This window comes from Alloactinosynnema sp. L-07 (assembly GCF_900070365.1).
GTDB lineage: Bacteria > Actinomycetota > Actinomycetes > Mycobacteriales > Pseudonocardiaceae > Actinokineospora.
The window spans coordinates 2818379-2844758 of the sequence record NZ_LN850107.1; the positions used below are offsets into that span (position 1 = coordinate 2818379).

Genomic DNA, 26380 nt, shown 5'->3' on the forward strand with positions numbered 1-26380 from the left:
CGTCCCCCGTCGCGGACGCGGTGAAGACAGGGGGCCACTATGGCGGACACAGCGACAAATGCCAGACGCCTGGGTCTGGCCACAGCCATTGCCGAGGTGACCCGATCGGCACTCGGGGCCTCGTTCCCGCTGCGGGTTCGCACGTGGGACGGCGATGTCGCGGGGCCTTCCGACGGGCCCGAGATCGTGGTCAAGTCCCCGCGGGCGGTTCGCCACGTGCTCCGCAGCCCGGGTCGACTCGGCCTCGCGCGCGCGTTCGTGGCAGGCGATCTCGACGTGGACGGTGACCTGGGACAGGCATTGCGGTCGTGTCGGAAGTACGCCGACCAAGTGCGCGTGAGCGGTCCGCCCGGTTTCACGCGATGGCCCGCGATGGTGGCGCTGGCCGTGCGCCTTGGAGCGATCGGTGTGCCGCCGCGCAAGCCCGCGGAGGAGGTGTCGGTACGAGGAAGGCGCAACAGCAAGGGCCGCGACCGCGCGGCCATCGCACACCACTATGACCTCGGCAACGACTTCTACGAGACGATTCTCGACCAATCGATGGCGTACTCATGCGCCGCTTGGTCCCGGCCGGCGCCCGAGCAGGGACTCGCGGAAGCCCAACACGACAAGCTGGACCTGATCTGTCGCAAGCTGGACCTTCAGCCGGGAACTCGTCTGCTCGACGTCGGTTGCGGTTGGGGGTCGCTGGTCCTGCACGCCGCGCGGCACCATGGCGTGCTGGCGACTGGTATCACGCTGTCCGCCCAGCAGCACGACTTCGTGCTGGCCCGCGCCGTCGAACTGGGAGTCGCGGACCTTGTCGAGGTGCGCCTCCAAGACTACCGAGACCTAAGCGGTCAATCCTTCGACGCGGTGGCGTCGATCGAGATGGGCGAGCACGTCGGCGAGCGGAACTACCCCACGTATTGCGCCCTCCTGCGCGACTCGGTGCGCCAGGGCGGGCGGCTTCTGGTGCAGCAGATGTCCCGGGACGGGCGCTCGCCCGGTGGGGGTGCGTTCATCGAGTCGTACATCGCGCCGGACATGACCATGCGACCGCTGCACCGCACGCTGGAACACCTGGAGGACGTCGGACTCGAGATCCGCGCGGTCGAGTCTCTGCGCGAGGACTACGTCCACACGATCAACGCGTGGGCGAAACGCCTGCAAGATCAGTGGGACGACGTCCTACATCGGTTCGGCGCACGCCAGGCACGAATGTGGCGGCTCTATCTGGCGGGGAGCGCCCTCGCGTTCGAGGAGAACCGGATGAGCGTGCACCAGATCCTCGCGGTCAGACCAGGAGGCGACGGACGCAGCGGGTTCCCACTCGGACGCCTCGCGGGCAGAGCCGAGGCGACCCGATGAGGATCTGCGTGATCGGTTCAGGCATCTCTGGCCTCACCACCGCGACGAAGATCAGTGAGCACAAGTCCGTCGAGGTCACCGTTCTGGAGCAGGCCCGCCACTTCGGTGGGCGCGCGGATGTCGACGTGGACGGTGAGCATTGCCCCCGATTCTTCATGGACGACTACACCGAACTGTTCTCGATACTGGGGACAATCGAAGGTCAAGACGGGCGCAGTGTGCGATCGGCGTTGTTGAATGCGCGCAGGCTCAGCCATACCCATACCTCCGGCTGGGTCGAGATCTCCCACCTGTACCGGCTCCTGGCCAGGGAGATCCCGATCACGGAACGGATCACGCTGGCCAGACAGTGGCGACCGTCCCCCTTGGTGGCCGACCAACAGGGCCGAAACGCCAACCGATTCGGCTCATTGCGGGACTACTCACCCGTGGGGCTGTTGCGGATGGCGCGAAACCTGGTGCGTTCCAAGACCGGGTATGTGCTGCCCGGCCCGACGGACGTGTACCTGATCGACCCATGGCTGCGGGATCTGCGGCGACGAGGTGTGTCCCTTGAGGCGGACAGAAGGGTGACGAATCTGGCCCAGCACGGCTCCCATGTGGCCGTGACGACCGCCATGGGAACCGAGGTGTTCGACGTTGTCGTGGTCACCGCGTTCGTCCCGGACCTGGTGAATCTGCTCGACGCCTCGAAGATCGACCACATCGCCGTCGACTCGGGCAACACGCACTGCGTGGCCTACACGATCCAACTCGATCCGCGGGAGAAGGTCCTGGCCGACGCGAGCCCGGCGATGTACTGCCGCGACGGCGTCAACATCCTCGTGCAGCCAGGTCATGACCGCTGCGTGGTGCTGTGCACGATGGCCACGCGAACCGATCCGGACCACGTGTTGGCGAAAGTCCGAAGCTACCTGGAGTTGGACCGCGATCTGGTGAGCGTGCGGTGCAGGGTCAATCAGCGGCCCGGTGAGGCTGTCTTCGTCGGCGACTACGTGCGCTCGGACCGGTTGCTGCGCCGTCCCATGCGCGGCCTGTACTTCGCGGGGTCCGCGATACACAACTCCTATCCGATCGACGCCGCGGAAGGCGCGGTGCGCAGCGCGTTGGCCGCCGTGCGCGCGATCCGCCGCGACTACGACCTCGAGGTGGCGCGATGACCCGCGACCGGGTGGCGGTGATCGGCGCCGGAGTGTCCGGCCTCACCGCCGCCTATCTGCTGAGCAAGCGCCACGACGTCGTTCTCTTCGACGTGGCAACGAAGCCGGGCGGACACGCCGACACTCACGATGTCGCGACGCCGGACGGCTCTTCTGTCGCGGTCGACACCGGGTTCCTGGTGCACAACGACAGGACATACCCACTGCTGAGCAAGCTGTTCACCGAGTTGGGAGTGCGTACCCAGGCTACGGAGATGTCGATGAGCGTCCGATGCGACGGCTGCGGTCTGCGGTACGCGGGTGGCAAACGCGGGATCGGCATGGTGCCTGCCTGCCCGCCCCTGGCGCTGCCGCGATATGCCCGGATGATGATGGAGATCCCGCGCTTTCACCGCGCGGGCCGCGCCCTGCTCACCCAGGCGGACGACACGATCACGCTCGGCGGCATGCTCGCGTCCGGACGGTACTCGCGGTACTTCATCGACCACTTCGCCCTCCCGGTGGTCTCCGCTGTGTGGTCGGCGGGTGAAGAAGACAGCCTCAGATACCCGGCACGAACGCTGTTCAGGTTCCTGGACAACCACGGCATGCTCTCCGCGACCCAGTCGCTGCGCTGGCGGACGGTGTGCGGTGGATCGCGGGCGTACGTCGACAAGGTCGTCGCCCGGATCCCGGACACGCGACTCGGCAGCCCGGTGCGCGCGATCCGCAGACATCTCGACGGCGTCGAGGTCGTCGCGGAGGCGGACACGACCCACGTCGACCGGGTCGTCCTGGCCACCCACGCCGATCAGGCGCTGGCCCTGCTGGCCGACCCGACAACCGCCGAGAAGCAAACGCTGGGCGCCTTCGAGTACAGCGAGAACGAGACCTGGCTGCACACCGACGCGGACGTCCTGCCCGCACAGGACCGGATCCGCTCGTCATGGAACTACGTCAAGCCGACGTGCGAGACCCGCGCGCCGATTCTGGTGAACTACCACCTCAACCGACTCATGGGGCTCAGCGAGCCGCTCGACTACCTGGTCACCCTCAACGGCGCTGGGCGAGTCGACGAGGCACGGGTCCTGGCGAGGATGGCGTATCGGCATCCGATCTTCACCATGGACGCGGTTTCCGCGCAGCGACGGCTCGCCGGACTCAACACCGCGCGGACCGCGTTCGCCGGCGCCTATCACGGGTGGGGATTCCACGAGGACGGGTGCCGGTCCGGGGTCCGAGCGGCGGCGGCGTTCGGGGTGCGGTGGTGACCGTGACGCCTGCGATCTACCGCGGCCATCTGGTGCACATCCGCAGGCACCCGGTGACCAAGACCTTCCGCCACCGGATGTACGTCTGGTTCGTCGACGTGGACGACCTCCCCGTACTCCCCGGCTGGGCGCGGCCATTCGCGCGATTCGACCCCGCCGACCACTTCGGCGGACCAGATCGTCCACTTCGGACCAAGGTGGACGATTGGCTGGCCGAACGCGGAATCGACCTCGACGGTGGCAGGGTGCGCATGCTGACTTCCCCCCGCGTGCTCGGATATGTGTTCAATCCCTTGACCGTCTATTGGTGCCATCGGCCCGACGGGGCGCTCGCCTGCGTGATCGCCGAGGTATGCAACACCTACGGCGAGCGCCATTGCTATCTGGTTCCCCCGGACGCGGTCGACTCGGCGGACGTGGAGAAGGAGTTCTATGTCTCTCCGTTCTTTGAAGTGAGCGGTCGCTATCGAATGCGACTGCCGGAGCCGGGGGAACGGCTGTCGCTCACCGTGTCCCTGCTCGATCAGGGGCGTACCTCGTTCACCGCGGTCCTCAGCGGCGACCGACTTCCCGCGCGGCCTCGCGACGCGTTGAGAGTCGCGATCACCAATCCCCTGATGCCACAGCGGGTGAGCGCTTTGATCCGACTGCATGGAATCGCACTTCGGCTGAGAGGCCTGCGCGTGGTGCCAAGACACCACCATCGACAGAAGGGAGAAGACCGATGACGCGACTCGCCGTCGCTTCGGCATGGCCATCGCTGACCTTGCCCGCCCCCAGGCCGAGTCGGGAGTGGCTGGTCGAGCGGGTGTTCCGGGCGCTCGTCGCGCCATTGCCCATCTTGGTGGCGTTTCCAGGCGGGGAACGGATCGGCCGGGGCGGCCATGGCGCGCCCGTGATGCGCCTGCATCGACCGGACTTTCTGTTCCGCCGCCTCGGCGTCATAGGCCCGGTCGCGTTCGGCGAGGCATACATGGCGGGCGACTGGAGCAGCACCGACGTCGCGGGCGTCCTGACCTCATTCGCCGCTCGACTCAACCGGCCCGCGTCGCGAATCGGGGCGGCGGTCCGCCGCGCCGTGGATCAGGCACGTCCCATCACCGAGCAGAACACAGTGGACGGCGCGCGCTCGAACATCAGTCGGCACTATGACCTGTCCGACAAGTTCTTCGCGCTCTTCCTGGACGAGACCATGACCTACTCGTCCGCGCTGTTCGCTCCCGGAGACGACCTGCGGGCGGCTCAACTGCGCAAGATCGACGCCGTGCTGGACGACGCCGGTGTGCGAGCGGGCACTCGGGTACTCGAGATCGGCTCGGGCTGGGGATCACTGGCGTTGCGTGCGGCGCGCCGTGGGGCGTTGGTGACGACCACGACCATCTCGGACAGGCAGCATCAGGCGGTCGAAAGGTCGGTCGCCGAGGCTGGTCTCGGCGATCGGGTCCAGGTGCTTCTCCAGGACTACCGGGACGCCGACGGTCAGTACGACGCTGTGGTGTCGGTCGAGATGATCGAGGCGGTCGGCGCCGAGTACTGGACCGCCTACTTCGACACCCTGGACCGGGTCCTCGTGCCCGGCGGAAGGATCGCGCTTCAGGCGATCACCATGCCACACGACCGGATGCTCGCCACCAAGGACGTGCGCACGTGGATCGGGAAGTACATCTTTCCTGGCGGGCAGATCCCCTCGACGCAGGTCATCGAGGACCAGATCGCGGCCCGGCCGACGCTCCGGGTCGGAGCGAAGCGGAGGTTGGGCGACCACTACGCACGGACCCTCCACGAGTGGCGAACGCGGTTCGACGCGGCGGAACGGGAGGTCGCCGAACTCGGTTTCGATGACACGTTCCGCAAGATGTGGCGCTTCTACCTCGGGTACTCGGAGGCGGGGTTCCGCAGTGGCTACCTTGACGCCTGGCAACTGCGTGTGGACAAGTGAGCGACGACACCTTCAAGCGGATCACGAGCCCTGCCGCGGTCGGTTGTGCACTCACACTGTGCGACCTGAGCCTGATCCTCAACTGGCGGCCTGGGAGACCACAGCGTGGCTGCTCGATCAAGCCACACACGCGGCCGAACGGCAGATCACCGAGCTGTACACCAAGACAGCCGAACAACTCGGCGCCGATCAAGCACCGGTTCGGCTAGCGGCGCTCTACGCACTGGAGCGGCTCGGACGGACCGCTGAGTCCCAACGCGAAACGGTGATCAGCCTCGTCTGCGTGTATCTCCGTATTCCCTATCCCCCACCGCCGGACGACTCGACTGACTACGCACCACCCGCGCAAGAACGAAAGCAGGGTGGCGAACTCCGCGTCGATGTTCCTGCCGTCGGGGGCGGGACCCGATTGGTCCGGCGACCCGGCCTGCTCCGGCGAGTCTGCCGAGTAGGCGGGTGTCGTCGTCGCTGACAAGGGTCCAGTCGTCGACGAAGAGGTGGTCGCAGCCGAGCAGCAGTTCCTCAGTGGCGTCGTCGAGGGAGACGATGTCGTCGTCGATCCGAATCGAATCCTCGATGATACGCACCCGTGCGCACCTGCTGATGATGTACCAGTGCGACGAGGGCAGCGCCCTTCGGAGATCTTCAACTTCGAACTTGCGCTGGTAGATGTGCGCCACGCAAACCTCGAACGTCATACACCCGGCCATGCCGCACAGAGTACGACCGCTGGCCACTGTCGATCACTCCGCCAGTTCGGCTACGGCGGATGATTTGGCTGTCAAAGTTGCAGAACTCGCCGCTACCGCCTGGCCACCTGCCCTTGCTCTGCGGCATCCAACCCAGTTTCGGGCTTAGAGATCAGTTCATGATGAGTCGGGGTGTGTCGGCTTTGTTGATGCAGTGGGATGCTCCAAGATCGTCGGGTGCGTGACGAGGTCCTTGATGACGAGCTGTGGGTTCGGCTGGAGCAGCTAGTCCCCGCTCGTGCCAGACGGTTTCGGTATCTGCTTTACAGGGTGATTGCCAGACGTCGCACGACCACTGACAAGGAGCACCTGGCTAACGGCGCTTGCGTGACGAGCGCGTTCTCCGGCGGTGTGGAGGGAAGCCCTGGAGGGCTTCAGGACCCTTGAGCGGTATCCGAGAGCACAGCGCGTCCAAAACAGGATCGGGGCCGGGCGTGCGGTTGTCGTAGAAGGTGCTGATCAATCTCCCCTGGGAGTCGTAGAGGATGCCGAAGCCCCGGTCGAGTTGTAGTTGGTGCTTCTTGGCGGTCGTGTACTCGCGGAGACGCTGTTGCGACGCCTTCGTGGAGATGGCGGGCGCCGTGGTCATCAACACGAGCAGCACGCTGTCGCCGCGTCGCGTGCCCATGGGGATGGCTTGGCTGTGAGGTAGGCCGTCCGCCCTAGTCTGTGCTGCGAGGCGGGTGCCAGCGGTCGCGCAGTGGCGCTGAGCGCTCCCGTCGAGGTGCAGCAGGGTCGCGGTCATAGCGAGCCAGCCGGGGTCACGCCGTTCGGCGAGTTCGTCGATGAGGTTCAACATAGCGAGATTGGCCTTCATGCGGGGCTTGTCGATCGGTGTGGTGCGGATGCCAAGCTGGTGGAAGTACCAGGCATCCAGAGGGTCTGTGAGGCTGGTCAGCAGCTCCAAGCCCTGCTGACGGTGTCGGCGCCGATCTCTGGGGCGGGGTGCGCCGAGTTGGGGCAGCGCGTCGTGGACTTCGTCCGGGTCGGGCTCGACGTAGAGCTGCGCGGCGAAGAAATGCAGGAAAAAGTCGAGTTCGTCGACGGCGTGGAACCGGCGAGTGGTGTCCGGTTCGGTGCGGCGGCGCAGGTAGAGCAGCAGTTCGGCGGGGCGGTCGATGAGTTCGCTGATGATGCGCAGGTCATGTAAGGAGACGGTCCAGGGCAGGTCGTCGGTGGTCATCAGGCCGCTGGTGACCAGTTCGCTGGTGATGGTGGCGATGCCGGACAGGTCTTCGAGGCTGACCGCGACGGTGTGGACTTCGCGGACGGTGGTGAGGTCGAGCCAGGTCTCGTCGCGCAGGCGCAGTCCTCGGTCGTGGAGGATGCGGCGGCGGAGGCGGTCGCCCTGGTCGGCGGCATCGGTGATGATGCGGCGCAGATCTTGGCGCAGTCGAAGTGGATCTCCGGTGCGTGAGCGCGGCCTTAGGGCTACGGCCTTGGCCTCGATGATGATTGCGACGTCGTCGAGCAGCAGCAGGCCGTCCCCCTCGACGAGCTTGGTGTAGGAGGCGGGGTGCCTCTCGGTGTCCCGTGCGGGGACGAAGTACTCGAACCCGAGGTGTTGTGCGCAGCCGGGCAGGTGAACGGTGACCAAGCGGGCCGCCTCTGCTTCCAAATGGGCGCCGCGGTGTTTGCTGTAGGTGTTCCACGCGTCGGTGTCATGACGCAGCGCGTCTTCGGCGCGTTCGCGGATCGCCGGAACCAGCAGCGCGTGGTGCACCACGGTGTACTCGCCTTCGAGGGTGGCGAGGACCGGGCGGGTGCGGAAAGGCGATTTGCCCCCGAAGAACTCAAGGACCGCTTCGACGGGTGGGCGAACGCTCATCGGGGTCGAGAACAGGTCCAATACGGTGGCGATCGTCCGGACATCGAGGTCGACTGCGGCGGCGAGCGTCTCCAGGGTGTGCATCGCGTTCGCCCCAGGGCCCACGGCGAGGCGACCGAGCAACTGCCGTGCCTGTTCGAGGTCGGAGGCGCTCAGGTCGGTGACCCTACTGTCCGCCAGACCGGCCAGCCTCTCCAACGCATCGAGGTTGTCCGTCCAGTTCTCGGCGGTGAGCCGCTGCAACACCGCGAAAACCGTCCGGATTTCGCTCACGGTGCAGCCCAGGACTGAGCGGCACGCCGCTTCCACCGCAGGTTCGTCAAACAGAGCGGTGAGCGTGTCCTCCACCATGTGAAGGTAGGAGGAGTTACGCACCGCCACCTCGCGCAACCGCGTCCCGAAACTGATCCGGTGCAACGGTTCGTCGCGATCGACGCTGAACATGTTCAGCACCTGGCCAGCATCCATCAAGTTTTGGAGGTGCACCTGCAGCGCACCGATGGCCTCGCTGGGGTTTGGCTCGACACCGCCCGGCGACGTGGTGCCCGGCCGGGCACCACGCGAGGCGAGGATGAGCGCTGTCAACTCGATCATCGCCACGGTGGCGCCGTGCTCGCTTTCCCTGTACGTCTCGGGATCGACCAAGGAGGTCCGAAGCTTGACGGCCTCCAACACGTCGAAGGCGTCGACGTGGGCCACTGCGGCGGCGATCTTCTCGACCGCGTCGTCGAGGCGTTGCCGAGCCAGCTGGACAACGGCCGCCGGGTCACCGGACAGCGCTAGGTACGAGTCCAACCGGACCGCACTGTCCAGCAGCACGCTCGTCGAAGGGAACTGATCAACGCTCGCGTGAACCCTCCGTGTCGCGCGCTCTCGCTTCTTGCGCTTCGCGGTCCGCTTCCGCTGCTGCTTGGACATGGCGGCCACCGTACAGACCAGCACCGACAAAGTCCGGACTGGTCGACTGGCGGTGAGCATGTTGCGGTGAGGCGTCGTTTCCCGAGGCTTGAGCGAGTGATGTTGATTGTGCCAAGTGGCGATTTCGCTGCGGCTCCGGTTCAATTTTGCGCGATAGGAGTGGCGTGCCGGAACTGACCTTGGTTGTCGGACGTTCGGCCCCATGATCAAGAGAATGCCTCAGAGGCCAAGTTCGGGTTTGCGACGATCGTATCGCTGATGCCCAGAACCAGCAACGGGGAGAGGATGCCTCCCTGCGGAGTGCCGGTCTCGGTGTTCCTGAACTGCCGGTCCTGACTCAGGATGCCCGCTTTCAGGAACGCCTTCACCAGGCCCAGCACGCGTTTGTGAGGTGCCTGAAGGTTCTCGGACAGTGACCCAAAGTAGAATTGGGTGACACTGGACGGAGTTGTTGTGGCACAGAACAAGAGGGCTTTCAGTCCCGAGTTTCGCGAGGCGGCGGTCCGGGAAGTGGTCGATAAGTCGCGCCCGGTCCCGGACGTGGCCCGTGCTTGCGGCGTGACGGGGCAGACGATTCGGAACTGGATCCGCGAGTTCCGCGCCGAGCGTGATGTGGCCGATTCCGCCGATTCGGAGTTGAGTATCGGCGAGCGGGCGCGTGTGAAGGAGCTGGAGCGGCGGGTCCGGGAACTCGAAGAGGAGAACGAGTTCCTGGGAAAATCGGTTGCCTTCTTCGCGAAGAAACACCGGTGAGGGCGAAGTACGCGTTCATCCGTTCCGAAGAAGGCAATCATTCGGTGGTGTCCATGTGCCGATGGGCGAAAGTCTCGCGATCGGGTTATTACGCATGGCGGGATCGGGAACCGTCGGCCAGCGCGCAGCGCCGTGACGCCCTCGAAGCCGAGATCCGGTTCTGTTTCGAGCATTCCGACGGCACATACGGCTACCGCCGTGTCCACGCCCAGCTGGGGCTCTGGGGCACGGTCGTGGACCCCGGGACGGTCCGCACGATCATGCGCGAGCTGGACCTGGTCGCCTGCCAACCGCGCCCCTGGCGACCGGTCACCACGATCGCAGGCGATGCCGCCGACCTGCCCGATCTGGTGCGCCGCGACTTCACCGCGCAGGCCCCGGCACTGAAATTGGTCGGTGACGTCACCTACATCCGTACCTGGGAAGGATGGCTGTATCTGGCGACAGTCCTCGACTGCTTCTCGAAGAAAGTCGTCGGATACGCCATGGCCGATCACCAACGCGCCGACTTGGTCGCCGACGCGCTGCGCATGGCGGCGGCCACTATCCCGTTCCGACCACAGGAGACGATCTTTCACAGCGACCGAGGCTCGCAGTATCTGTCGCGCGAATTCACCGCCGTCGCGAACAAATTGGGTGTCGTTCGCTCCGTTGGCCGCACCGGCGTGTGCTTCGACAACGCCTGGGCCGAATCATTCAACGGCACCTTGAAGAACGAACGCGTCAACCGAACCGAATACCCCACACGCGAACACGCCCGACAAGACATCGTCAGCTACATCGAACTACGATACAACCAGCACGGCCCGCACGGTCTGGTCGTGGGCGCCTCCGGCTCGGGCAAGAGCGAGTTCCTCATCACGCTGCTCGCGGGTCTCGCCGCGGCGAACTCCCCGGAGCTGTTGAACTTCCTGTTCGTCGACTACAAGGGCAGCGCGACGTTCAAGGACCTGCGCGCACTGCCGCACGTCGTCGGGGAGGTCTCGAACCTCAGCAGCTCCCCGGCCAGGGTGATCGGCTCGCTCGACGCGGAGCTGACCCGCCGCGAGCGGCTGTTCGCCCGCGCGGGGGCGGCCAGCCTCTCGGAGTACCGGCTTCGCGCGGCGGCGGATCCCACGCTGCCCGGGTTGGCCAGGCTCGTCGTCGTGGTCGAGGAGTTCGCCGAACTCACCAGCCGCAACGAGAAAGCCGTCGAGCAGGTCGTCAGCATCACCCGCAAGGGCCGGTCCAGCGGGGTGCACCTGATCCTCGCGACGCAGAGCGCCCGCGACATCAGCGATGCCATCGCCAACAACTGCCAGCTGCGGGTCTGCCTGCGGGTGGAGACCGCGGCCGACAGCGAACGGGTGATCAAGCGGCCGGACGCCGCATCGATCCCGGCCGAGCACCCGGGCCGGGCCTACGTGCTGCGCGCCGGGGAGCTGCGCCAGGTCCAGCCCGCGTGGTCGGCGGCGCCGTCGGGTGGGTCGTCCGCGCTGCCCGCGCGGGTGGTCCCGCTGCGGTGGGACGATCGAGGCCTGCCCGCGGCGGAATCCGTCGGGAACAAGGGCTTGCGCACCGACCTGCACGACCTCATCGCCGCCATCACCGCGGCAGCCTCCGGCAGCGGACTCGGGCCCGTGCACCGGCCGTGGCTGGACCCACTGCCCGACGTGGTGACCCTCGGGGAGCTGACCTTCGACCGGCACCGGATCCCGCTCGGCCGCCGCGACGAGCCGATGGCCCAGCGGCAGGACCAGTTCACCCTCCCGCTGGGGATCGGGAACCTGCTGATCGCGGGTGGTGCGCAGACTGGCCGCACCACCGCGCTACGAGCGATCGCCACTGGGCTCGCGCGCGCCAATTCACCGCGTGAGGCGCAGTTCCACGTCATCGACGGCGCTGGGGCACTGTCCGATCTCGGCGGGTTCCCGCACTGCGGCACCGCAGTGCGGGCCGACGAGGCGTGGCGGGTCGACCGGTTGCTCGACCGGCTTGCCGTGACCGTCCGCCAGCGGCTGGACCTGCTCGCCCAGCGCGGTGTCGCGACGCTGGACGAACTCTGGGCGGCCGACCCCGCCGCCGCGCCGCCCCACCTTGTGCTGCTGATCGACGGCACCGACATCTTCGGCGACGGGGAGCCGCGCCAGGAGCGGTTCCGGATGCTGGTGGAGGACGGGCAGCGCGTCGGACTCACCGCCTGCGTCACCGCACGCGAGACAGCCGTCAACCATCGACTCGTCAGGGCATTCGAGCACCGGCTCTGCCTGCGGATGCCCGACAACAACCGCGTCGACGCGCTCGGTCTGCCGAGGCGGTCCGATGTCACGGCGCTGCCGCCGGGACGGGCGCTGTGGAGTGCCGACGGCACCGAGGTCCAGCTCCCGGTGGTGGGCGCCGACGTGTCCGGCCGCGGCCAGCGGGCCGCGGTGCTGGCGGCGATGGCCGAGGCGCGACCGCGGTGGGCGAACGAGGAGCCCGCCGCGCTGCGGATCGATCCGCTGCCGCGCTCGGTCGGCTATTCCGACGCGGCTGCCCTGCCGGGCAAGCCGGTCGAAGGGGCGGTCCTGTTCGGTGTCGCGGGCGACGAGCTGTCCGCCCACTGGGTCGACCCGGCTGTCGCGGGTCGCGTGCTGACCGTCGCCGGACCGCGTCGCTCCGGACGCAGCGTCGCCGCGTGTTCGATGGCGATCTCGCTGTGCCGTCAGGGAAAGCGCGTGGTTCTGCTGCGTTCGCGGGTGGTCGACGCCCACGCGCATGCGCTCGGTGAGGGAGTCGACGTGGTGCAGGCGGACCAGCTCGGCGCCCTGCTGAGCGCCGGGGTCGACGCCGTGGTCGTCGACGACGCCGAGATCACCAAGGTCGCCGACGCCGACGTGTCCACCTTGACCGGCCCAGGCGGGCCGCTGCTCATCGGCGTGATCGAGCTGGAGACGTTCGTGAAGTTCTCGGCGCCGCCGCTCATCCGGGCGTTCACTGGCTCGGCTGCGGGCATCGTGCTCTCCCCTGGCCGGGCGGCGTACCTGGGCTTCCAATTCAGCCGCGACGAGGCGTTCGCGGGGCCGCCGGGGCGGGGCTACTTCATCGCGGACGGGGATCGCGTGCTGGGTCAGGTGCCATTGCCGGAGTGATCGAGCGGTGTCACCGTGAGGGTGTCGGCGATGGCGCGGAACACCGCGTCGAACTCGTCGGCCAGGTCGAGGTTCGGCGTGAGGAACGACAGCACGGCCGCCTTGCCCGATCCGTCGATCTGGAGAAAGTACTGGCGCTGCGCCGCGGGGATCCGCACTGTCCACTCTGGATGGCTCAGTACGACCTGCTCGGCGGCGAGGACGGCGGGCCCCGCCGGGAGGTCGACGCCGACGATGGTCGATCCGGCGCCCGCGCGCTTGGCCAGGCCGCGGCGGATCTCGGCGAGGCAGGACACCGGCGGGGTCATCGCGAGGACGACATTGGCGGTCAGCACGAGCGGTTGTTCGTTGTCATCGCCCACGATCGCCTCGGCGTAGCAGCCCGCCAACAGCACCTCGGCGACCGCCGACAGCCTGCGCAACTCGGCGGTCATCGGCGCCGCTGCCTGGTCGAGTACCGAGAGGTCGACCTGGTCGCCCCACTGGGCGATCGCGCCGCGCCGCACCTCGGCGGTGAGGTCCTCGGCGCGGGGATCGATGTCGAGCCAGCCGCTCGGCAGCCGGACCGTCACCGTTGCATTGGCAGCGCTCACTTGACGTCTCCCACGGCGTCGACGACTCCCTCGCCGACCGCGCTTTTGATGTCGTCCACTATCTCGTCGCGGGTTCGTTGCGGGTCGTCGGGTTCGGGCTCGCCGAACAGCTCGACGGGCGCCTTGACGCCTTCGACCAGATCGTTCCCGAGACCTATGGCCTCGACGCCGGTCCGCACATCGTGGATGACTTCGCCGTACTTCCCGGGGGACTTGGGCGCCGCTGTCACCGTCTCCCACAGGAACCGCCGCGCGACGCCGTCCAGGTGTGTGTTGTTCGAATACGACAGAGACCGCTTGACGTCGCCGAGCAGATGGCGCGCCGGGTCGATCCCGCTCGCGCTGAGCGGGCCCTTGCCGCGGAACAGGCCCGCCGACAGCACGGACGCGCCGAGGTCGACCGTCGCGCCGAGGAGCTTGTCCGCCTTCGTGGGGTCGAACGCCGTTTGCAGCATCCGGCCGTTCAGGACGGCGGACTTCAGGGCGAGGCCACCGAGGGTCAGACCGGTGTTGAGTGCCTTCCCGAGCGTCAGCCCGGCGACGAAACCCGCCGGGCCGCCGCCGATCGCGCCGCCGACGGCGCACACCACCAGGACGACCGGGGCCATCGCCATCATCACGTCGCCCACAACGGTGAGCCCGTCGAGGAAGTCGTCGAACTCCTTCGAGGTGGCGATCTCCTTGACCGTGTCCCGGCCCTTTTCGAGCAGGTTGCGCGGCTGGATACCCGCGTCGGCGGCCTCCCGCACCGCGTGTGCCGCGGCGTTCGCCGCGCCTTCCCGCAGTTCCCTGGCCTGCACGGCGAGCTTGCGCGCGGCCAGCAGCCTGCCTTCTGCGGCCATCGCGGCGCCGTGCGCCACCTCGGCCCGGTGGTCGGCGTCGTGCTGCGCGGCTCTGGCCTGGCGTGCCTGCTGGTCACTGAGTTGCGCCGTCCGGCGCAGCGTGCTCGCGGACACCACGTCCCCGGCCAACTCGGCGGGTGGGATCGCGAGTTCGGCGAGCAGCTTGCGCCCATCGGCCGCGTTCGCGGCGGTCCAGTGCTGGGTCGACTCGCCCTTGGCACGGTCGTGCCGCCCTTGCGCGTCGTCGCGCTCGCTGATCGCGTCCGCGGCGGAGCGTCCCGCGCGGCCGCCGATCTCCTTGGCGTCGGCGAGCCTGCCCGCGTAGGTCGACAGCGCGAATCCGGCGTCGTGATAGGAGACCTGCAGCTTGGTGAGGTCCGAGCAGAGCTGTTCGAGGGTCTGCCGGAACGCGATCGCCGTCGCCCCGTCCCAGACGGACTCGACCGCGCCGCCCGCGATCCGGTGCAGTGTCTGGTTGGCCTCGTCGGCGTTCTCCGCGATCGTCCCGAACAGCACGGCGACGCGCCGGACCTCATCGGGGTCGCCAGGGGCGGGATCGTAGCCCAGTGCGGTCACAGGCTCTGCCCGTTCATCGCCGCGCGCGCGGCGTCGTCCGCGGCGGCATAGGCGGCCACAACGGACTCCAAGGCCGAGGTGACCGTGGCCAGATTTCGGTCTATCCGTTCCCGACCGTCATCCCACCGCCCGACGAACTCGCCCACCGCAGCGCTGAGCGGGTGCGATCCGGTGGCCTCCGGATCGAGCCGCTGGCTCGCGGGGGCAGTGGCCAGATCACCGCGTAACGCCTGCAGTCGGGTCACCATCGTCTGCAGCGCACCGACGTCGACCGTGAACCCGCCGTGTCCCATCCGGCCTCCTCATCGCCTGAGCCGAGGATCGTCGTCCAGCGTGATCCTGTTACTCAGTCCTGGTGATCGGCCTAGGGTGTCAAGGCGCGGCCCCTTTCGTGTTCGCCACGCTGGCGCGAGGGTATCTATCGGGTATCGTCGCCCTCTCGCCGCGAAGGCGTTGAGTCGAGCCGCTGATGCTGGATGCCGCGATTAAGCCATGTAGGTGACGGGATCAACCAGCGGGTCCACGTTGAACGGCTGCGTTAGGCCGATCGGCTTTCGCGGTTACCGGTTCATTCACCCAGCGTCCAGTCAACCCCGACCTCGGAACCGTCGAGGGCACGCAGCTCCGCGGTGAAATCCTCGAACAAAGCCCTGAGGTGTGCGTCGGTGTTCTCCGACGCCCGGATCGGCCCGCGCTCGGCCCACCTCAAGACCCAACTCGGTCGGCGGCTGGCAGCGGTAGTCCAGTGGGCTCGGACGATCAGGTCGGGCGCCAGGACGGGCGTGCGGTACGGCACCCGCAGATCATCGACACACCCAGGCGCAGACAGGAGGCGCGGCAACGCGAGTTGGCCCTTTCGGAACACCGAGATGATCAAGCGCAAGAGCCTGGAACACGGTTGAAGACGCCTCGGTCGAAACACCCCTCCGCCGAGTCGGACTACTGTGGGCGCCCTGGTCAGGGAAAGCCCTCAGCCGCCTTCCGCTGCTCCACAGATCGGCGCGCCCGAACCGCACCGGCCTCCTGGCGGACATGCCAGTGCACAGTTTGTGCAGAGTCGGTTTGGCAGCTTTCGGCGCCACCGTCACCGTGTTTCGGTACGTGCGCAGCGGGTGATGGCCAGGGGTCGATCCCGTATGGCTCGCCCAAGTGATCGACCCCTGGTGTCCTGCGCGCCCTGCGGCGCAGGTCGACGTGGTGGTGAACAACGCTCTGCGGGAGCGCGACCGGCGGCTGGTCATCGACGTGCGGCACGACCCCGGCGGCGCGGGACCAGCGGAGGTGTCGGCGGGGCTCACCGCCGCCGCGGCCGATCGGCCAGCCCGGCGTTCTGGCGGTCCTGCCACACCCGACTGAGTTCGGCCATCAGATCCGCGATCACCGCCGACGGCAACCCCTGTCACCCGACGCGCGGACAGCACTGCAGCACGACCCATATCAAGATCATCTCAGGCCAAGACCGCCAACCATGCAGGAGGTCGTTAGGCGCCAACATGCGCGGCATCACCTCAGCGACCGCGTAGGAGCTACGCCTGGAAGACGCTGAGCGAAGTGTTCACAGAACTCCTCGATTCAGATTCGTTCCACCGACTGAACTCGCTCCCGCGATCACGAATCAACCTCGGAGTCGGAACGGGATTGGGACGCGACCATTCGTTTAGTGGTGAACCCGGTGCCTGCGGGGTTGAACCGCAAGGTGTTCACTCGAATGGCGCAATCGTAGACCGAATGAGGTTCCTATTCCGCATCGGTCAGGGACCGCTGGGACCTTCGGCCCTACTCGGATTCGACGGACCGGAGTCAAGTGGACGCGAGGCCGTCATCCAATCTCGATGAGGGGGTGGCCGCAGACATGCGGACGGTGTTGCTGACGATCACCGACGACGAGGCGGGCGACCACCCGATCTCGCTTGCGGCCGTCGATGGTGGCGACCTTCGACCGCTGGCCGAATGCGTGCTCCCGGCGGACCTGCTCGCAGGGAAAGCGCCCGAACAGCTTCGCGGCGAAAAGAGCGTCGCCGACCTTATGCGGACGTTCGTTCGGGACACTCCACAGTCGGCCAAATTCGATGTGATAGGCCAACATTTGTCGACGATGCTGTTCGCGGGCGAGGTCGGGGAATGCTGGGAACGGGAGATCGACGCCGCGGAAGCCGGGTTGCGCACGTTGTTGCATGTGCGATCCGAAGAGCTGCGATCGCTGCCGTGGGAGATGATGCGCAGGTCCGAGTACACCATGTTCGTCGATGCGCCGAATACGTTTACGCGGGTGACAGATTACCCGGCGCCGCGTCCGGATCCCGTTTTGCTCCCGCTCAAGGTGTTGGTGGTCGAAGGTCAGCGGAGCGCGGAGTTGGGCACCAGGCAGGAAGTGCGCGCGATCAAACGGGCCCTGTTCGAATCGGCTGGTCGGGTCGAGTTCGACTTCCTGTCCGAGCCGAGTTGGGACGTGTTGTGCGCGACATACCAAGCCATGCAGCCCCACGTCTTTCACTTCATCGGACACGCCGAGCGGCTGCGCGGCCGCGCAGCACTGGCAATGCGTGACGCGGCGACGAGACGACCATGGTCGTTGACCAGCGGCTTGATCGCCGACCATCTGCGGCCGGCGCCGCGGCTCGCGGTGCTCAACGCCTGCCGGTCGGCGGCCGCGGAGACGAGCAGTGAGGAGGGAAAGAAGAACGCGCCGACCCAGGATGTCCGAGCGTTGACCGACGTCTTCCTGCGACGTGGTGCGCTCGCGGTCGTCGGGATGCACGGAGACATCGTCGGCGACGCGGCGAGCACGTTCGGTGGTGCGCTCTACCGGGCGGTGGCGGGCGAACATGAGATTGACGAGGCCGTCACCCTGGCGCGGCGGGCCGTGCAGTCGACGGAGGACGATCGGCGAGACTGGTTCCTGCCGGTCCTGACCTGTCGTGCCGCCCCCTCGACCGTGCTGGCCACGTCGTGCATGCTCAGCGCGGCGGACGCGGGCGGCGTCACCCAGAAGCTCGCGCCGCAGGTGTCGGATTTCGTCGACCGCGCGGTCGAGCGGCGGCTGTTCGCCCGTGACATCGACCCGGACCCTCATCCGCGCGCGCAGCCGCGCCGACTTCAGGTCGTGACCGGTGACTCTCGTGCGGGCAAGACCAAACTGGTGCACTGGATGCGCAGACGCTGCGCGCTGCGCGGGCGCAGGGTGCGCTACGTCGACCTCGGCGGCAAGGGAACACTTGACGCAGCCGGGGTGTTATGGGCAATCGGCCAGACCGATGAGGACGTGCCGAACTTGGTCGGGCCGATGGCCAAGGGCGCGTTCGCCCGGTTCGGGCACGATCTCTCCTACGTGATCGACGGCAGCCTGCCGATCGAGCCGGTCGAGTCGAATGGCGGCGGGCTGCGGCCGGGACCCGCCCAGTCTGGGAAGTCGCTTACGCCCGGGCCGCAGAACGCGCTTGAGACCATGTTCAAGTCGTTCCGGGATGCGCTCGTCTTCGCCACGTCCGAGTCGCCGTTGGTGCTGATCCTCGATGGGCTCGACGGCGTTCTCCCCGATGCCTTCAAGCTGCACTTGTATCCGGAGTTGGTCCTGAAGGTGCTCGACGGAGTCATCCCGGCGCTCACGCTGGTCGTCGTGGTCGCGGAAGACCAGAAGGGCAAGCATTGGCCCATCGACCAGGTGAACGACACCGACTGGATCAGAGTCGACAACCCAGACCCTGAGCAGTTCCAGATCCTGGTCGAGGACTTCCTCGTCGCGCTGGGGCACGAGATCGGCCCGGCTCGCGAGGAGAAGATCTCGGGGCTCACCCGGTCCGGGAAGTGGCCGATCAGCGACCTAGCCAAGATCGCCGACGTCCTTGCGATGAACTGAGGAACGCAATGCCCGCTGACGTAGACGAGCTACTGAGCCGCCTCGCTCGCGGTGAGGCCGTGGCCGACCTCGCGCGGCCCGAGGGACTGACTGAGGTGCTCAAGCGATGCGCGGTGGTGCAGACGTTCGATGAACTGACCTATGACAAAGTGCTGGCGCCGGGGGTCCCCCAGCACGTGGCCTTCCAGGACCTGGTGACGGCGTCGGAGGTCGAGCGAGTCCCGCGCCAGGATGGTCTATACAGGCTGGAGCGTTCGGCCAGGGCCACCCAGTGGAAAGCGTGGTGGCCTTCAGATGCCACGCACACGGACCCGAGGGTGCCCGCCGATCTCCGTGAGTTCATCGAAGGGATCGTGCCGATCTACCGGGAGCGGGGCGATCCGATCGACCTGTTGCCGCTACTCGCGTTCACCGCGCCGGACGAGGCGATCGACCTGGCATCGGCGTTGTTCCGGGACGCCGATCTGAGATTCGACCTCCCGTTGTTCCAGGACATCCTCGACACGTTGCGCGACGAAGAGCGGTTGGCCTCGTGCGATGACAGGATGATCACGATGTGGCGGGACCGTGCGGCGTACCTGCGTGCCCGAAGCCTGTGGTCGTCGGATTATCTGCGGACCGGGACATTCCTGGAGCCAAAGGACGCCCGATCCGTCTATACGCGACTGCTTGGTGAATCCGGGCCGAGAACGCTGCTGCTCCACGGGCCCGGCGGTCGGGGCAAGACGATGGAGCTGCGCTGGCTGATCGCCCGGCTCCTGGTGCCGGAGCAAGTCCCACCCGTCGACCCGCCGTGGCGCGGTGGGCGGATCCCGTGTACCAAACACGACTTCGACGTCATCGATTCGATCAACGTCACAGCGTATCCGTGGCTGATTCTGCTCGATGCCGCGACACAACTGAACCAGCAGCTCCCGAGGTCGCCGTTCACGAAGTTCCTGAACTCCTATGGGTGGGCGTTGCCGCTGCTCGGCAAGACGGGGACCAGCCACGATCGGGCCAAGGCCGCCAGCAGCAGACTCGCGGCCGAGCCTCCCGGGCTGGGCGACGGCATCCGGACCTGGTTCGTGGACGTGCTGGTCGAAGCGGTCGGTGACAGGCAAATGCTGATGGTGTTTGACACCGTCGAGGAGACACACCTGCGCCCGAAGAGTGACTTGGAGAACCTGCTGGCGCTGTTGCGTGAACTGATGAACGGGTGCCCAGCCCTGCGGATCATCCTGTCCGGGCGTTATGACCTCCGAGAGGTCCTCCGCGCGGCGATCAACGAGTTGCCCGAGGCGATCGACCGCGTGTTGCTCCCGTTCTCCGACGAACAGGCCGAGCGTTACCTGCGCGAGCATCGCGGCATCGACCGGCTTGACCTGCGTGCGGAGATCGTCGCTAAGGTCGAAGGCGACCCGTTCAAGCTCGCACTTCTTGCCGACCTCGTCCAGCAGCGACCCGAGATCGAACCCGCTGACCTCCGAGCTCAGGACGCCGACCTGACCTACCTCATCGTCCGGGTGATGGACCGCGTCGACCCGCCCACGAGGTGGCTGGTGCGCTACGGCGTGGTGGCGCGCAGGCTAAGCCGCGGGTTCGTCGACGCGGTGCTGCCGAAGTACCTCGCCGCGGCGATCGCTGGCCGCAAGACCTACGACCAGCAGGTCGAAGGCCCAGTCACGTCGCCCACGAACGGCGAGGAGCTAGACATCGACCGACTGTGGACCCAGTTGCTCCGCTACGCGGGAGAGACGTCGTGGGTCACCTTGGCGCCCACCGACCGGGACTCAGTGGCCCTGCATCCTCGGGTTCTGCGGGCCATGCGCAAGCTGATCGCGGACAGCAGTATTCACCGCAAGCTACACCGCGACGCCGCCCAGTACTTCGACGACCTAGCCGCCGCCGAACCGGGCGACGCGGACCGGTGGTCGCTGGAGGCGCTCTACCACCATTTCCACCTCGACTGGGTCAAGGCGACTCGGCGGTGGCGACGGATGCTGGACGAAGTCGGACTGGGGGAGCCCGACAGGCGGGAGACGATCGCCTCCGAGCTGCTCGGGCCGGACTACGTCGACCAGAACGGCGACCCTCGCGAGTGGCATCCGGGGGTGCCTGCCGTGGCTCCGGAGACCGTCGCGGAGGCATGGTTCGAACGGGCGTGCGCCCTCGCTCAACAGGCCAGGGTCGATCGGGTAGGCGCCGACGACCAATTGTGGAGCGGCGTGGAGCGGGCGTACGCGGAGTTCCTCCACCGCCAAGGCGACGTGGAGCTGATCCCTCGGTGGCGGCTCGGGTACCTGGTCGCCGCGCTCGCTGTGCGGCACGGTGATCTCGCCACCGGCGAGCGGGAGGTGCTCGACGCCTTGACACAAGCCAAGCTGTCCTACGACCAGGTCCGGCTGCGGGTGTTGCTGGGCGACATCCAACTCGCGCGGGCGGACAACGCCGCGCCCGCCACCTACCGGTCCGCGCTGGATGCGGCCATCCGGCTCCGCGCCGACGCGTGGGCGCCGCACCTGCGACTGCGTGTCGCCGCAGCCTACACCCAGCTCGACCGGCTGGCCGAGGCCGACCGTGAGTGCGCCGCCGCGACCGCACACGGACATGTTCTGCCGGTCCAGTCCGCGGAGCTGAGCGCGCTTGCCGCGCGGATCGCGTTGCGGAGCGGGCGGCCGAACCGGGCCACAGAACTCACCGATCGAGCCGACCCTCGATTGCTCGCCGAACCCGAGCAGGTGCACACGCTTCGGCTCGAAGCGGCTCAAGCGTGCTACCTGGACGAGGTCTTGGCCGCCACGGCGGGCGCGCCGGTCCGCGCCCGAGCGCCCGGCGGCGTGGTCGACGACGCCGCGCGGCACGAGTCGGCAGGCGCCGCGGCCGGGACACTGCTGCACTTCGGTCCGGCGTTCGACGGGCTGGAAACGGCGCGCACCTTGTGGGCGGTCGCGGGCGACATCGACGCGGTGGCCCGATGCCACACCCGCGCAGCAATGCTGCACCTGCGCGAGGTCGGCAGCCTGACGCTGGCCGAGCATCACCTTGACGAGGCAGACACACTGTTCCTGCGGCCCGCGACCGAGGGCTGGCTGCGCCGCGAGACCGGCCGCGCGGAACTGCTGCACCGGCAGGGACTGTCACCGGAAGCCGAAGCCAGGATCACCGAGACCATCGGTCAGCTTCGTCAGTCGGGCGCGCCTGCACGGCTATTCGTCCTCGCCGCGCTCGCCGGTCTCGCGGTTCGGGCCGCGAACAACCACTGCGAGCTCGTCGAGCAGTTGGACAAACACCTCCGGCGGGTCACGCCGGAGCCCGCGCGAGTCGTCCTCCTCAAGAACCTCGACCGAATCGACGCCGTGACCCGGGACGCGGTCGAGCGCCTCGCGCAATTGCGAACGCTGTTGCAGTTGCCATCGACGGTTACGAAAGCCGAACAAGCGGCGCTGCAGGTGACGTTGGCCCATCTCGCCCGGCTCACCGGCGACGCTGACAGAGCCGAACGTGACCTTGTCGCGGCTCGCGCGACTCTCGGATCGTCGGGCAGCCGCCTATTTCTGCGCGACTGGGCCCACGCGCTGGACCGGTTGCCTGGCGGCGACCGGATCTCGACCGCCGACGTGGCCGCGTTCGTGAATCAGTTCCGCCACACGTCGCCGACACTGACGGCAGCGTTCCTCATCGAACGTGCCGAGGCGGTCGTCGACACGGATCCGCAGGCAGCAGACCGATTTGCCGAGCAGGCTGCCCCTCTGTTGCACGTTTCGCCGGACCAGAAGACCCAGTGGCACGCACGGTTGCAGCAGATCAACGGCCGGGTCGCCGACGCGACCGCCGCCGACAGCCACCTCGTGCTGGCCAGCTCGGAGTTCGAAGCACTCGGTGACGTCTCCAACGCGCGTCCGCCCGCCGTTGTCCGTGACTTCGGCCGGGACAAGTCCGTCGCCCGACTCGAGGCTGGGCGCGGCTGGCTTCGGCTGGAGCTGGACAAGGGCGGTTCGCTGCAGGTCTCGGCCAGCATCCCCGGTATCGGCCACGCCGAACGGCGCGACCTCGAGCGGTGGGCTCGCGACATCGTCGGCGTGACCGGTCTGCCCAAGGGCAAGGCGACCTTCTTGAAAGACGCGTCGGCCTGGGTGGCCCGGGCAGCAGAGGTGGGCTCCGGCGGACCCCTGGAGATGTGGCCAGACCTGGATTTCGACCTGCGGCTCGAACTGTGGGACCGGCGTCTGCAGGCGGCGCCCTGGGAGTGGGCACTGCGAGTGTCCCGCTCCATCCACCCGTACCGCGTGACCAGTGCCGATGCGGCGCACCGCGACGAGATCAGGTATGTCCAGTTAGGACTCAATCGACTGCTTGGGGAACGCCTGTCACCCGACGGCTACCTGGGTCCGCACACCGCGGGCGTGTTGGGCGCATACCGGGGAAGATCCGGATCCACGAGAAGCGGCGAACTGGACTACGCGGACCTGTCGAGTCTGCAGAGTGACCTCTCGGACCAAACCCCCGTGGTGATCCTGCTCGGGCCGCGCGCCATGGACGTCGCCTGGCGCTACGAGCGGCATGGTTTCGAGGCGTTCGCCCTTGAAGACCCGTCGCCGCACCGGCTGGCGGCCTCGGCTCGTGCACTGGTTGATCAAGGAAAAGTGCCCTCCATCGTGCACCTGTCCGGTGGACTGAGGCAGAGCTCCGGTGGAGTGTCGTTCACCTTTGTCGGAGGCGCTTGGATGCCGGACGCGTACGGCGGCGCCAGGTCCGGCGACGAGGTCACCGCGACGGCCCTGGACCGGATGCTGGCCGCGTTCCCGCGAGACCGGACCAGGCCGGTCGTCGTGCTCGAACTCGACTACAACCCACCAGGGCGGCTGGAGGGACTGCTGAACATCCTCTTGCGCAACGTCTTCGCTCACGACGTCTTCGCACTCGGCGGTTGTGCCGCGGTCCTGGGGACCGGTCTGCCTGGTCGGGGCGAGCGGATGCCGAGCGAGCACATGTTCGAGATGTTCGGCGCCGGAAAGTCACTTTCCGATATCAGCGCACGACTGCGCGAGAACACTCCGGAAGGGACGGTGCTGTTCACACACCTACCATGGTTGCGGGTGACCGCCGAGAGGAATCCACATGGGGATCGCTGAGCGAAAGCTCGTGGAACTGCGGGACAAACTGGCAGGCGTCACCGCGGAGTTCGCCTGGTGGCTAAGCGCCGCCGAGGAGCGAGGCACGCTGCGTAAGCACCAGTCGCAGCTGCGGCGGCTGACGAGCCAACTCGACGGGTACGCCACCGAGATCGCGCGACGGCTCGACCAGGCCGAAACCGGTGGGGACATCCTCGAAGCCGGACGCGCGATGCAAGTGCGCATTCTGGAGGTGCACCGGCTGTGGGACCACTTCCGATCGAAGTTCGCCCTTCGGTATCTCCCTGCGTTCAGCAAGTATCTGGGCTTGGCCGACGAGTTCGTGTGGGCGTGCTACCGGCCCATTCTCGACGCGGCCGAGGCACCCGGAGATCCGGCGATGGTCAAGGAGGCGCCGCTTGTCTTCTTCAGCGGCCAGTACGCGCCGATCACCCATCAGCGGAATGTCCCGTTCACCACCGAATCGGTCAAAGAGGAGCACAGCATCGAATTTCTCCAGCTCGTCCAGCGGCTGCCCGTGCCATTGATCGGCCTGCCGTGGTACCAGGCGTCCCATCTTCCGGACATGGTGCTGATCGCCCACGAGGTCGGCCACACCGTCGAGCGTGACTTCGAGATGGCTGAGGTCACGGTGAAGCAGTTCTACCCACCCGGGCCGACGCTCCCAGCGGCGACGAGGGACTCGTGGCTCCGTTGGCTGCCGGAGGTGTTTGCCGACGTGTTCGCCACGCTGTCAGTCGGCGACGCATACCTCAGCGGCCTAGCGGACCTGCTCGCCGTGGAGCCGCGGTCGGACAAACCACCCGCCGAGGAGAAGCTGCGGTACCCGCCTGCCACAGTGCGCGTCGCGATCGGCGCGGAAGTGCTGCGCAGGATGAACCTGACAGGCAAGTCGGACGCGCGACTGGCTGACTGGCGCACGGTGCATCCTCGTCCCGGCGACGCCGACTCGCTGAACCCGTTTCTGGCCGATGTCAGCACGATCGTGGACTGTCTGCTCGGCGCCCGGTACCCGCGGCTCGGCGGTCGGACCCTCCGTGAGTGCGTCAAGTTCGAGCCGACCGCTGAGGAACTCGACGACGACATCGACCTGGTGCTGCAAGGTCGAAGGCCGTACACCATCGACGTCCGCACAGTCGTGGCGCTGGCGCGCTTGGCCTTCGAGCGCGATCCGGCCGGGTTTCTCGCCAAGAACGACCACGTCTCGGTGGAACAGTGGATCCTCGATCACGGGATCACGCTGATCGACAACAAATCGCGCGCGTCGGTCATCACCGCCGTCGAGGACAAGGACGACCGTGCCGCGGGCGTTGCACTTTTCGACACGAGAGGGGATCCCCATGACTGACCTGCGCAAGACCGAACCGGTCCACACGGACCAGGACGCGATCCGGAAGTTGGCGGAATCGATCGCGGGCGACGACAGGACGCGTTACCTTTTGGTCTACCAGGCGTTGGCCAACCAGGTCGACATCCTCAGCGCGAGCTCGGCGGAGGACTGCATCGCGCGGGCGCGCGAAGTTCTCGCCCGGGTCGGCGCGCCGTATCGCCCTCGCACCCGCGACGCAATGCCGACCAGCCAGCGACTGGAGGGGCTGTATGAAGACCCTGTCTACCTCGCCAACTCATTGGCACTCACCCGCGACGAGGACCACCCGGGAATCATCGGCGGCGAGGAGACCGACGACTACCCTGACTGTGTCGCAGTCGGTAACGACAACGGCTGGTGTTGCACCGGAACCGTGATCGCGCCGACCCTCGTTGTCACGGCCGGGCACTGCTTGACCCGCGGCTGCTCTCAGCGCGTCTTCACGGGTGTGGATGTCCACTTCCCTGACCACGGCGAGGTCGTACAGGTGGATCACTCGGTCGCCCACCCTGCCTACAAACCGCCGGACCCGCTTCAAGACATCGCCGTCCTGGTGCTGGCTGAGCCTGTCGCCGTCGAACCACGCGCCGTCGCCACCGCGGAGCAGATCGGCCAAGCGACGTTCGTTCGCCTGGCCGGCTACGGAAACACCGACGTCCACAGCATCGCGGGATTCGGACGCCGTCGGATGGTGGACGTCCCCATGGCGGGCAAACTAGCCGCCTACGGCGCGGATTTCGCGTCCGAGTTCGTCGCGGGAAGACCTTTCCTCGACCGCGACAGTTGCAACGGCGACAGCGGAGGCCCCGCATACGTCAAGGTCGGCGACCAGTGGCTGCTGGCAGGCGCGACCTCCCGCGCCACGAAGAGTTCCGTCCGCCCCTGTGGTGACGGCGGGATCTACACCAGGGTCGACGCCTACCAGGATTGGATCATGTCGTTGGCCACCTGACCGTTTCGCCGTTCCGGATGC

The 26380-nt window shown here is 67.4% G+C and carries 19 protein-coding genes; 12 read left to right on the forward strand and 7 right to left on the reverse strand.

Going from position 1 to position 26380, the window contains the following annotated elements:
• The first annotated feature begins 39 nt into the window (after positions 1 to 39).
• Genes BN1701_RS12515 through BN1701_RS12535 form a run of 5 tightly spaced genes read left to right on the forward strand, consistent with a single transcriptional unit; the run spans position 40 to position 5699 of the window.
• Positions 40 to 1350 (forward strand): cyclopropane-fatty-acyl-phospholipid synthase family protein, encoded by a 1311-nt coding sequence (locus BN1701_RS12515; RefSeq protein WP_082860329.1) that lies wholly within the window; start codon positions 40 to 42, stop codon positions 1348 to 1350.
• Positions 1347 to 2510 (forward strand): FAD-dependent oxidoreductase, encoded by a 1164-nt coding sequence (locus tag BN1701_RS12520; protein WP_054048493.1) that lies wholly within the window; start codon positions 1347 to 1349, stop codon positions 2508 to 2510. Before BN1701_RS12515 ends, BN1701_RS12520 begins: the two co-directional genes overlap by 4 nt.
• Positions 2507 to 3760 (forward strand): NAD(P)/FAD-dependent oxidoreductase, encoded by a 1254-nt coding sequence (locus tag BN1701_RS12525; protein WP_054048495.1) that lies wholly within the window; start codon positions 2507 to 2509, stop codon positions 3758 to 3760. Before BN1701_RS12520 ends, BN1701_RS12525 begins: the two co-directional genes overlap by 4 nt.
• The gene (locus BN1701_RS12530; RefSeq protein ID WP_197672087.1) at positions 3754 to 4488 is read left to right on the forward strand and encodes a DUF1365 domain-containing protein; all 735 of its coding nucleotides are present in this window, start codon (positions 3754 to 3756) and stop codon (positions 4486 to 4488) included. Before BN1701_RS12525 ends, BN1701_RS12530 begins: the two co-directional genes overlap by 7 nt.
• Positions 4485 to 5699, forward strand: coding sequence for a cyclopropane-fatty-acyl-phospholipid synthase family protein (locus BN1701_RS12535; protein WP_054048497.1), 1215 nt, complete (start codon positions 4485 to 4487; stop codon positions 5697 to 5699). The genes BN1701_RS12530 and BN1701_RS12535 overlap by 4 nt, the downstream gene beginning before the upstream one ends.
• A gap of 269 nt (positions 5700 to 5968) precedes the next feature.
• On the opposite strand, the gene BN1701_RS12540 is transcribed toward BN1701_RS12535, so the two are convergent.
• The 3 genes from BN1701_RS12540 to BN1701_RS35495 form a co-directional block, all read right to left on the reverse strand.
• The gene (locus BN1701_RS12540) at positions 5969 to 6397 is read right to left on the reverse strand and encodes a hypothetical protein (RefSeq protein WP_157367944.1); all 429 of its coding nucleotides are present in this window, start codon (positions 6395 to 6397) and stop codon (positions 5969 to 5971) included.
• Between the two features lie 364 nt (positions 6398 to 6761).
• Positions 6762 to 9194 carry a hypothetical protein gene (locus tag BN1701_RS12545; RefSeq protein ID WP_157367945.1) on the reverse strand — a complete coding sequence of 811 codons (2433 nt, stop codon included), beginning with the start codon at positions 9192 to 9194 and terminating at the stop codon, positions 6762 to 6764.
• 206 nt (positions 9195 to 9400) lie between these two features.
• Positions 9401 to 9574, reverse strand: coding sequence for a hypothetical protein (locus tag BN1701_RS35495; RefSeq protein ID WP_157367946.1), 174 nt, complete (start codon positions 9572 to 9574; stop codon positions 9401 to 9403).
• Between the two features lie 73 nt (positions 9575 to 9647).
• Here BN1701_RS35495 and BN1701_RS12550 point away from each other — a divergent pair, with 73 nt between their 5' ends.
• Positions 9648 to 9947 (forward strand): transposase, encoded by a 300-nt coding sequence (locus BN1701_RS12550; RefSeq protein ID WP_054048503.1) that lies wholly within the window; start codon positions 9648 to 9650, stop codon positions 9945 to 9947.
• On the forward strand, positions 9944 to 13057 hold the full coding sequence (locus BN1701_RS12555) for an IS3 family transposase (protein ID WP_054048505.1): 3114 nt from the start codon (positions 9944 to 9946) through the stop codon (positions 13055 to 13057). The genes BN1701_RS12550 and BN1701_RS12555 overlap by 4 nt, the downstream gene beginning before the upstream one ends.
• Here BN1701_RS12555 and BN1701_RS12560 read toward each other — a convergent pair.
• From BN1701_RS12560 to BN1701_RS12575, 4 genes are all read right to left on the reverse strand, one after another.
• Entirely contained in the window at positions 13036 to 13650 is a 615-nt protein-coding gene (locus tag BN1701_RS12560) for a hypothetical protein (RefSeq protein ID WP_157367947.1), read from the reverse strand. The genes BN1701_RS12555 and BN1701_RS12560 overlap by 22 nt on opposite strands.
• Positions 13647 to 15068: a WXG100 family type VII secretion target gene (locus BN1701_RS12565; protein ID WP_054048509.1), complete on the reverse strand. Its 1422-nt coding sequence runs from the start codon at positions 15066 to 15068 to the stop codon at positions 13647 to 13649. The genes BN1701_RS12560 and BN1701_RS12565 overlap by 4 nt, the downstream gene beginning before the upstream one ends.
• Entirely contained in the window at positions 15065 to 15361 is a 297-nt protein-coding gene (locus BN1701_RS12570) for a hypothetical protein (RefSeq protein ID WP_054048511.1), read from the reverse strand. The genes BN1701_RS12565 and BN1701_RS12570 overlap by 4 nt, the downstream gene beginning before the upstream one ends.
• A gap of 275 nt (positions 15362 to 15636) precedes the next feature.
• Positions 15637 to 15864 carry a hypothetical protein gene (locus tag BN1701_RS12575; protein WP_054048513.1) on the reverse strand — a complete coding sequence of 76 codons (228 nt, stop codon included), beginning with the start codon at positions 15862 to 15864 and terminating at the stop codon, positions 15637 to 15639.
• Positions 15865 to 16265: 401 nt separating this feature from the next.
• On the opposite strand from BN1701_RS12575, the gene BN1701_RS12580 reads away from it, so the two are divergent.
• From BN1701_RS12580 to BN1701_RS12600, 5 genes are all read left to right on the forward strand, one after another.
• A complete protein-coding gene (locus BN1701_RS12580) occupies positions 16266 to 16424 on the forward strand; it encodes a hypothetical protein (RefSeq protein WP_157367948.1) in 159 nt (52 codons plus the stop codon).
• Between the two features lie 496 nt (positions 16425 to 16920).
• A complete protein-coding gene (locus BN1701_RS12585; protein WP_054048517.1) occupies positions 16921 to 18924 on the forward strand; it encodes a CHAT domain-containing protein in 2004 nt (667 codons plus the stop codon).
• A gap of 8 nt (positions 18925 to 18932) precedes the next feature.
• Positions 18933 to 24038: a hypothetical protein gene (locus BN1701_RS12590; RefSeq protein WP_054048519.1), complete on the forward strand. Its 5106-nt coding sequence runs from the start codon at positions 18933 to 18935 to the stop codon at positions 24036 to 24038.
• Positions 24025 to 25386, forward strand: coding sequence for a hypothetical protein (locus tag BN1701_RS12595; protein ID WP_054048522.1), 1362 nt, complete (start codon positions 24025 to 24027; stop codon positions 25384 to 25386). Before BN1701_RS12590 ends, BN1701_RS12595 begins: the two co-directional genes overlap by 14 nt.
• On the forward strand, positions 25379 to 26359 hold the full coding sequence (locus BN1701_RS12600; RefSeq protein WP_054048524.1) for a trypsin-like serine protease: 981 nt from the start codon (positions 25379 to 25381) through the stop codon (positions 26357 to 26359). Before BN1701_RS12595 ends, BN1701_RS12600 begins: the two co-directional genes overlap by 8 nt.
• The last annotated feature ends 21 nt before the right edge of the window (positions 26360 to 26380 follow it).

What these genes read in the sequence shown, in the direction of transcription:
- BN1701_RS12515 (WP_082860329.1), top strand. Translation starts at nt 40, where the DNA reads ATGGCGGACACAGCGACAAATGCCAGACGCCTGGGTCTGGCCACAGCC.
- BN1701_RS12520 (WP_054048493.1), top strand. Translation starts at nt 1,347, where the DNA reads ATGAGGATCTGCGTGATCGGTTCAGGCATCTCTGGCCTCACCACCGCG.
- BN1701_RS12525 (WP_054048495.1), top strand. Translation starts at nt 2,507, where the DNA reads ATGACCCGCGACCGGGTGGCGGTGATCGGCGCCGGAGTGTCCGGCCTC.
- BN1701_RS12535 (WP_054048497.1), top strand. Translation starts at nt 4,485, where the DNA reads ATGACGCGACTCGCCGTCGCTTCGGCATGGCCATCGCTGACCTTGCCC.
- BN1701_RS12540 (WP_157367944.1), bottom strand. Translation starts at nt 6,397, where the DNA reads ATGACGTTCGAGGTTTGCGTGGCGCACATCTACCAGCGCAAGTTCGAA.
- BN1701_RS12545 (WP_157367945.1), bottom strand. Translation starts at nt 9,194, where the DNA reads ATGTCCAAGCAGCAGCGGAAGCGGACCGCGAAGCGCAAGAAGCGAGAG.
- BN1701_RS12570 (WP_054048511.1), bottom strand. Translation starts at nt 15,361, where the DNA reads ATGGGACACGGCGGGTTCACGGTCGACGTCGGTGCGCTGCAGACGATG.
- BN1701_RS12585 (WP_054048517.1), top strand. Translation starts at nt 16,921, where the DNA reads ATGCGGACGGTGTTGCTGACGATCACCGACGACGAGGCGGGCGACCAC.
- BN1701_RS12590 (WP_054048519.1), top strand. Translation starts at nt 18,933, where the DNA reads ATGCCCGCTGACGTAGACGAGCTACTGAGCCGCCTCGCTCGCGGTGAG.
- BN1701_RS12595 (WP_054048522.1), top strand. Translation starts at nt 24,025, where the DNA reads ATGGGGATCGCTGAGCGAAAGCTCGTGGAACTGCGGGACAAACTGGCA.
- BN1701_RS12600 (WP_054048524.1), top strand. Translation starts at nt 25,379, where the DNA reads ATGACTGACCTGCGCAAGACCGAACCGGTCCACACGGACCAGGACGCG.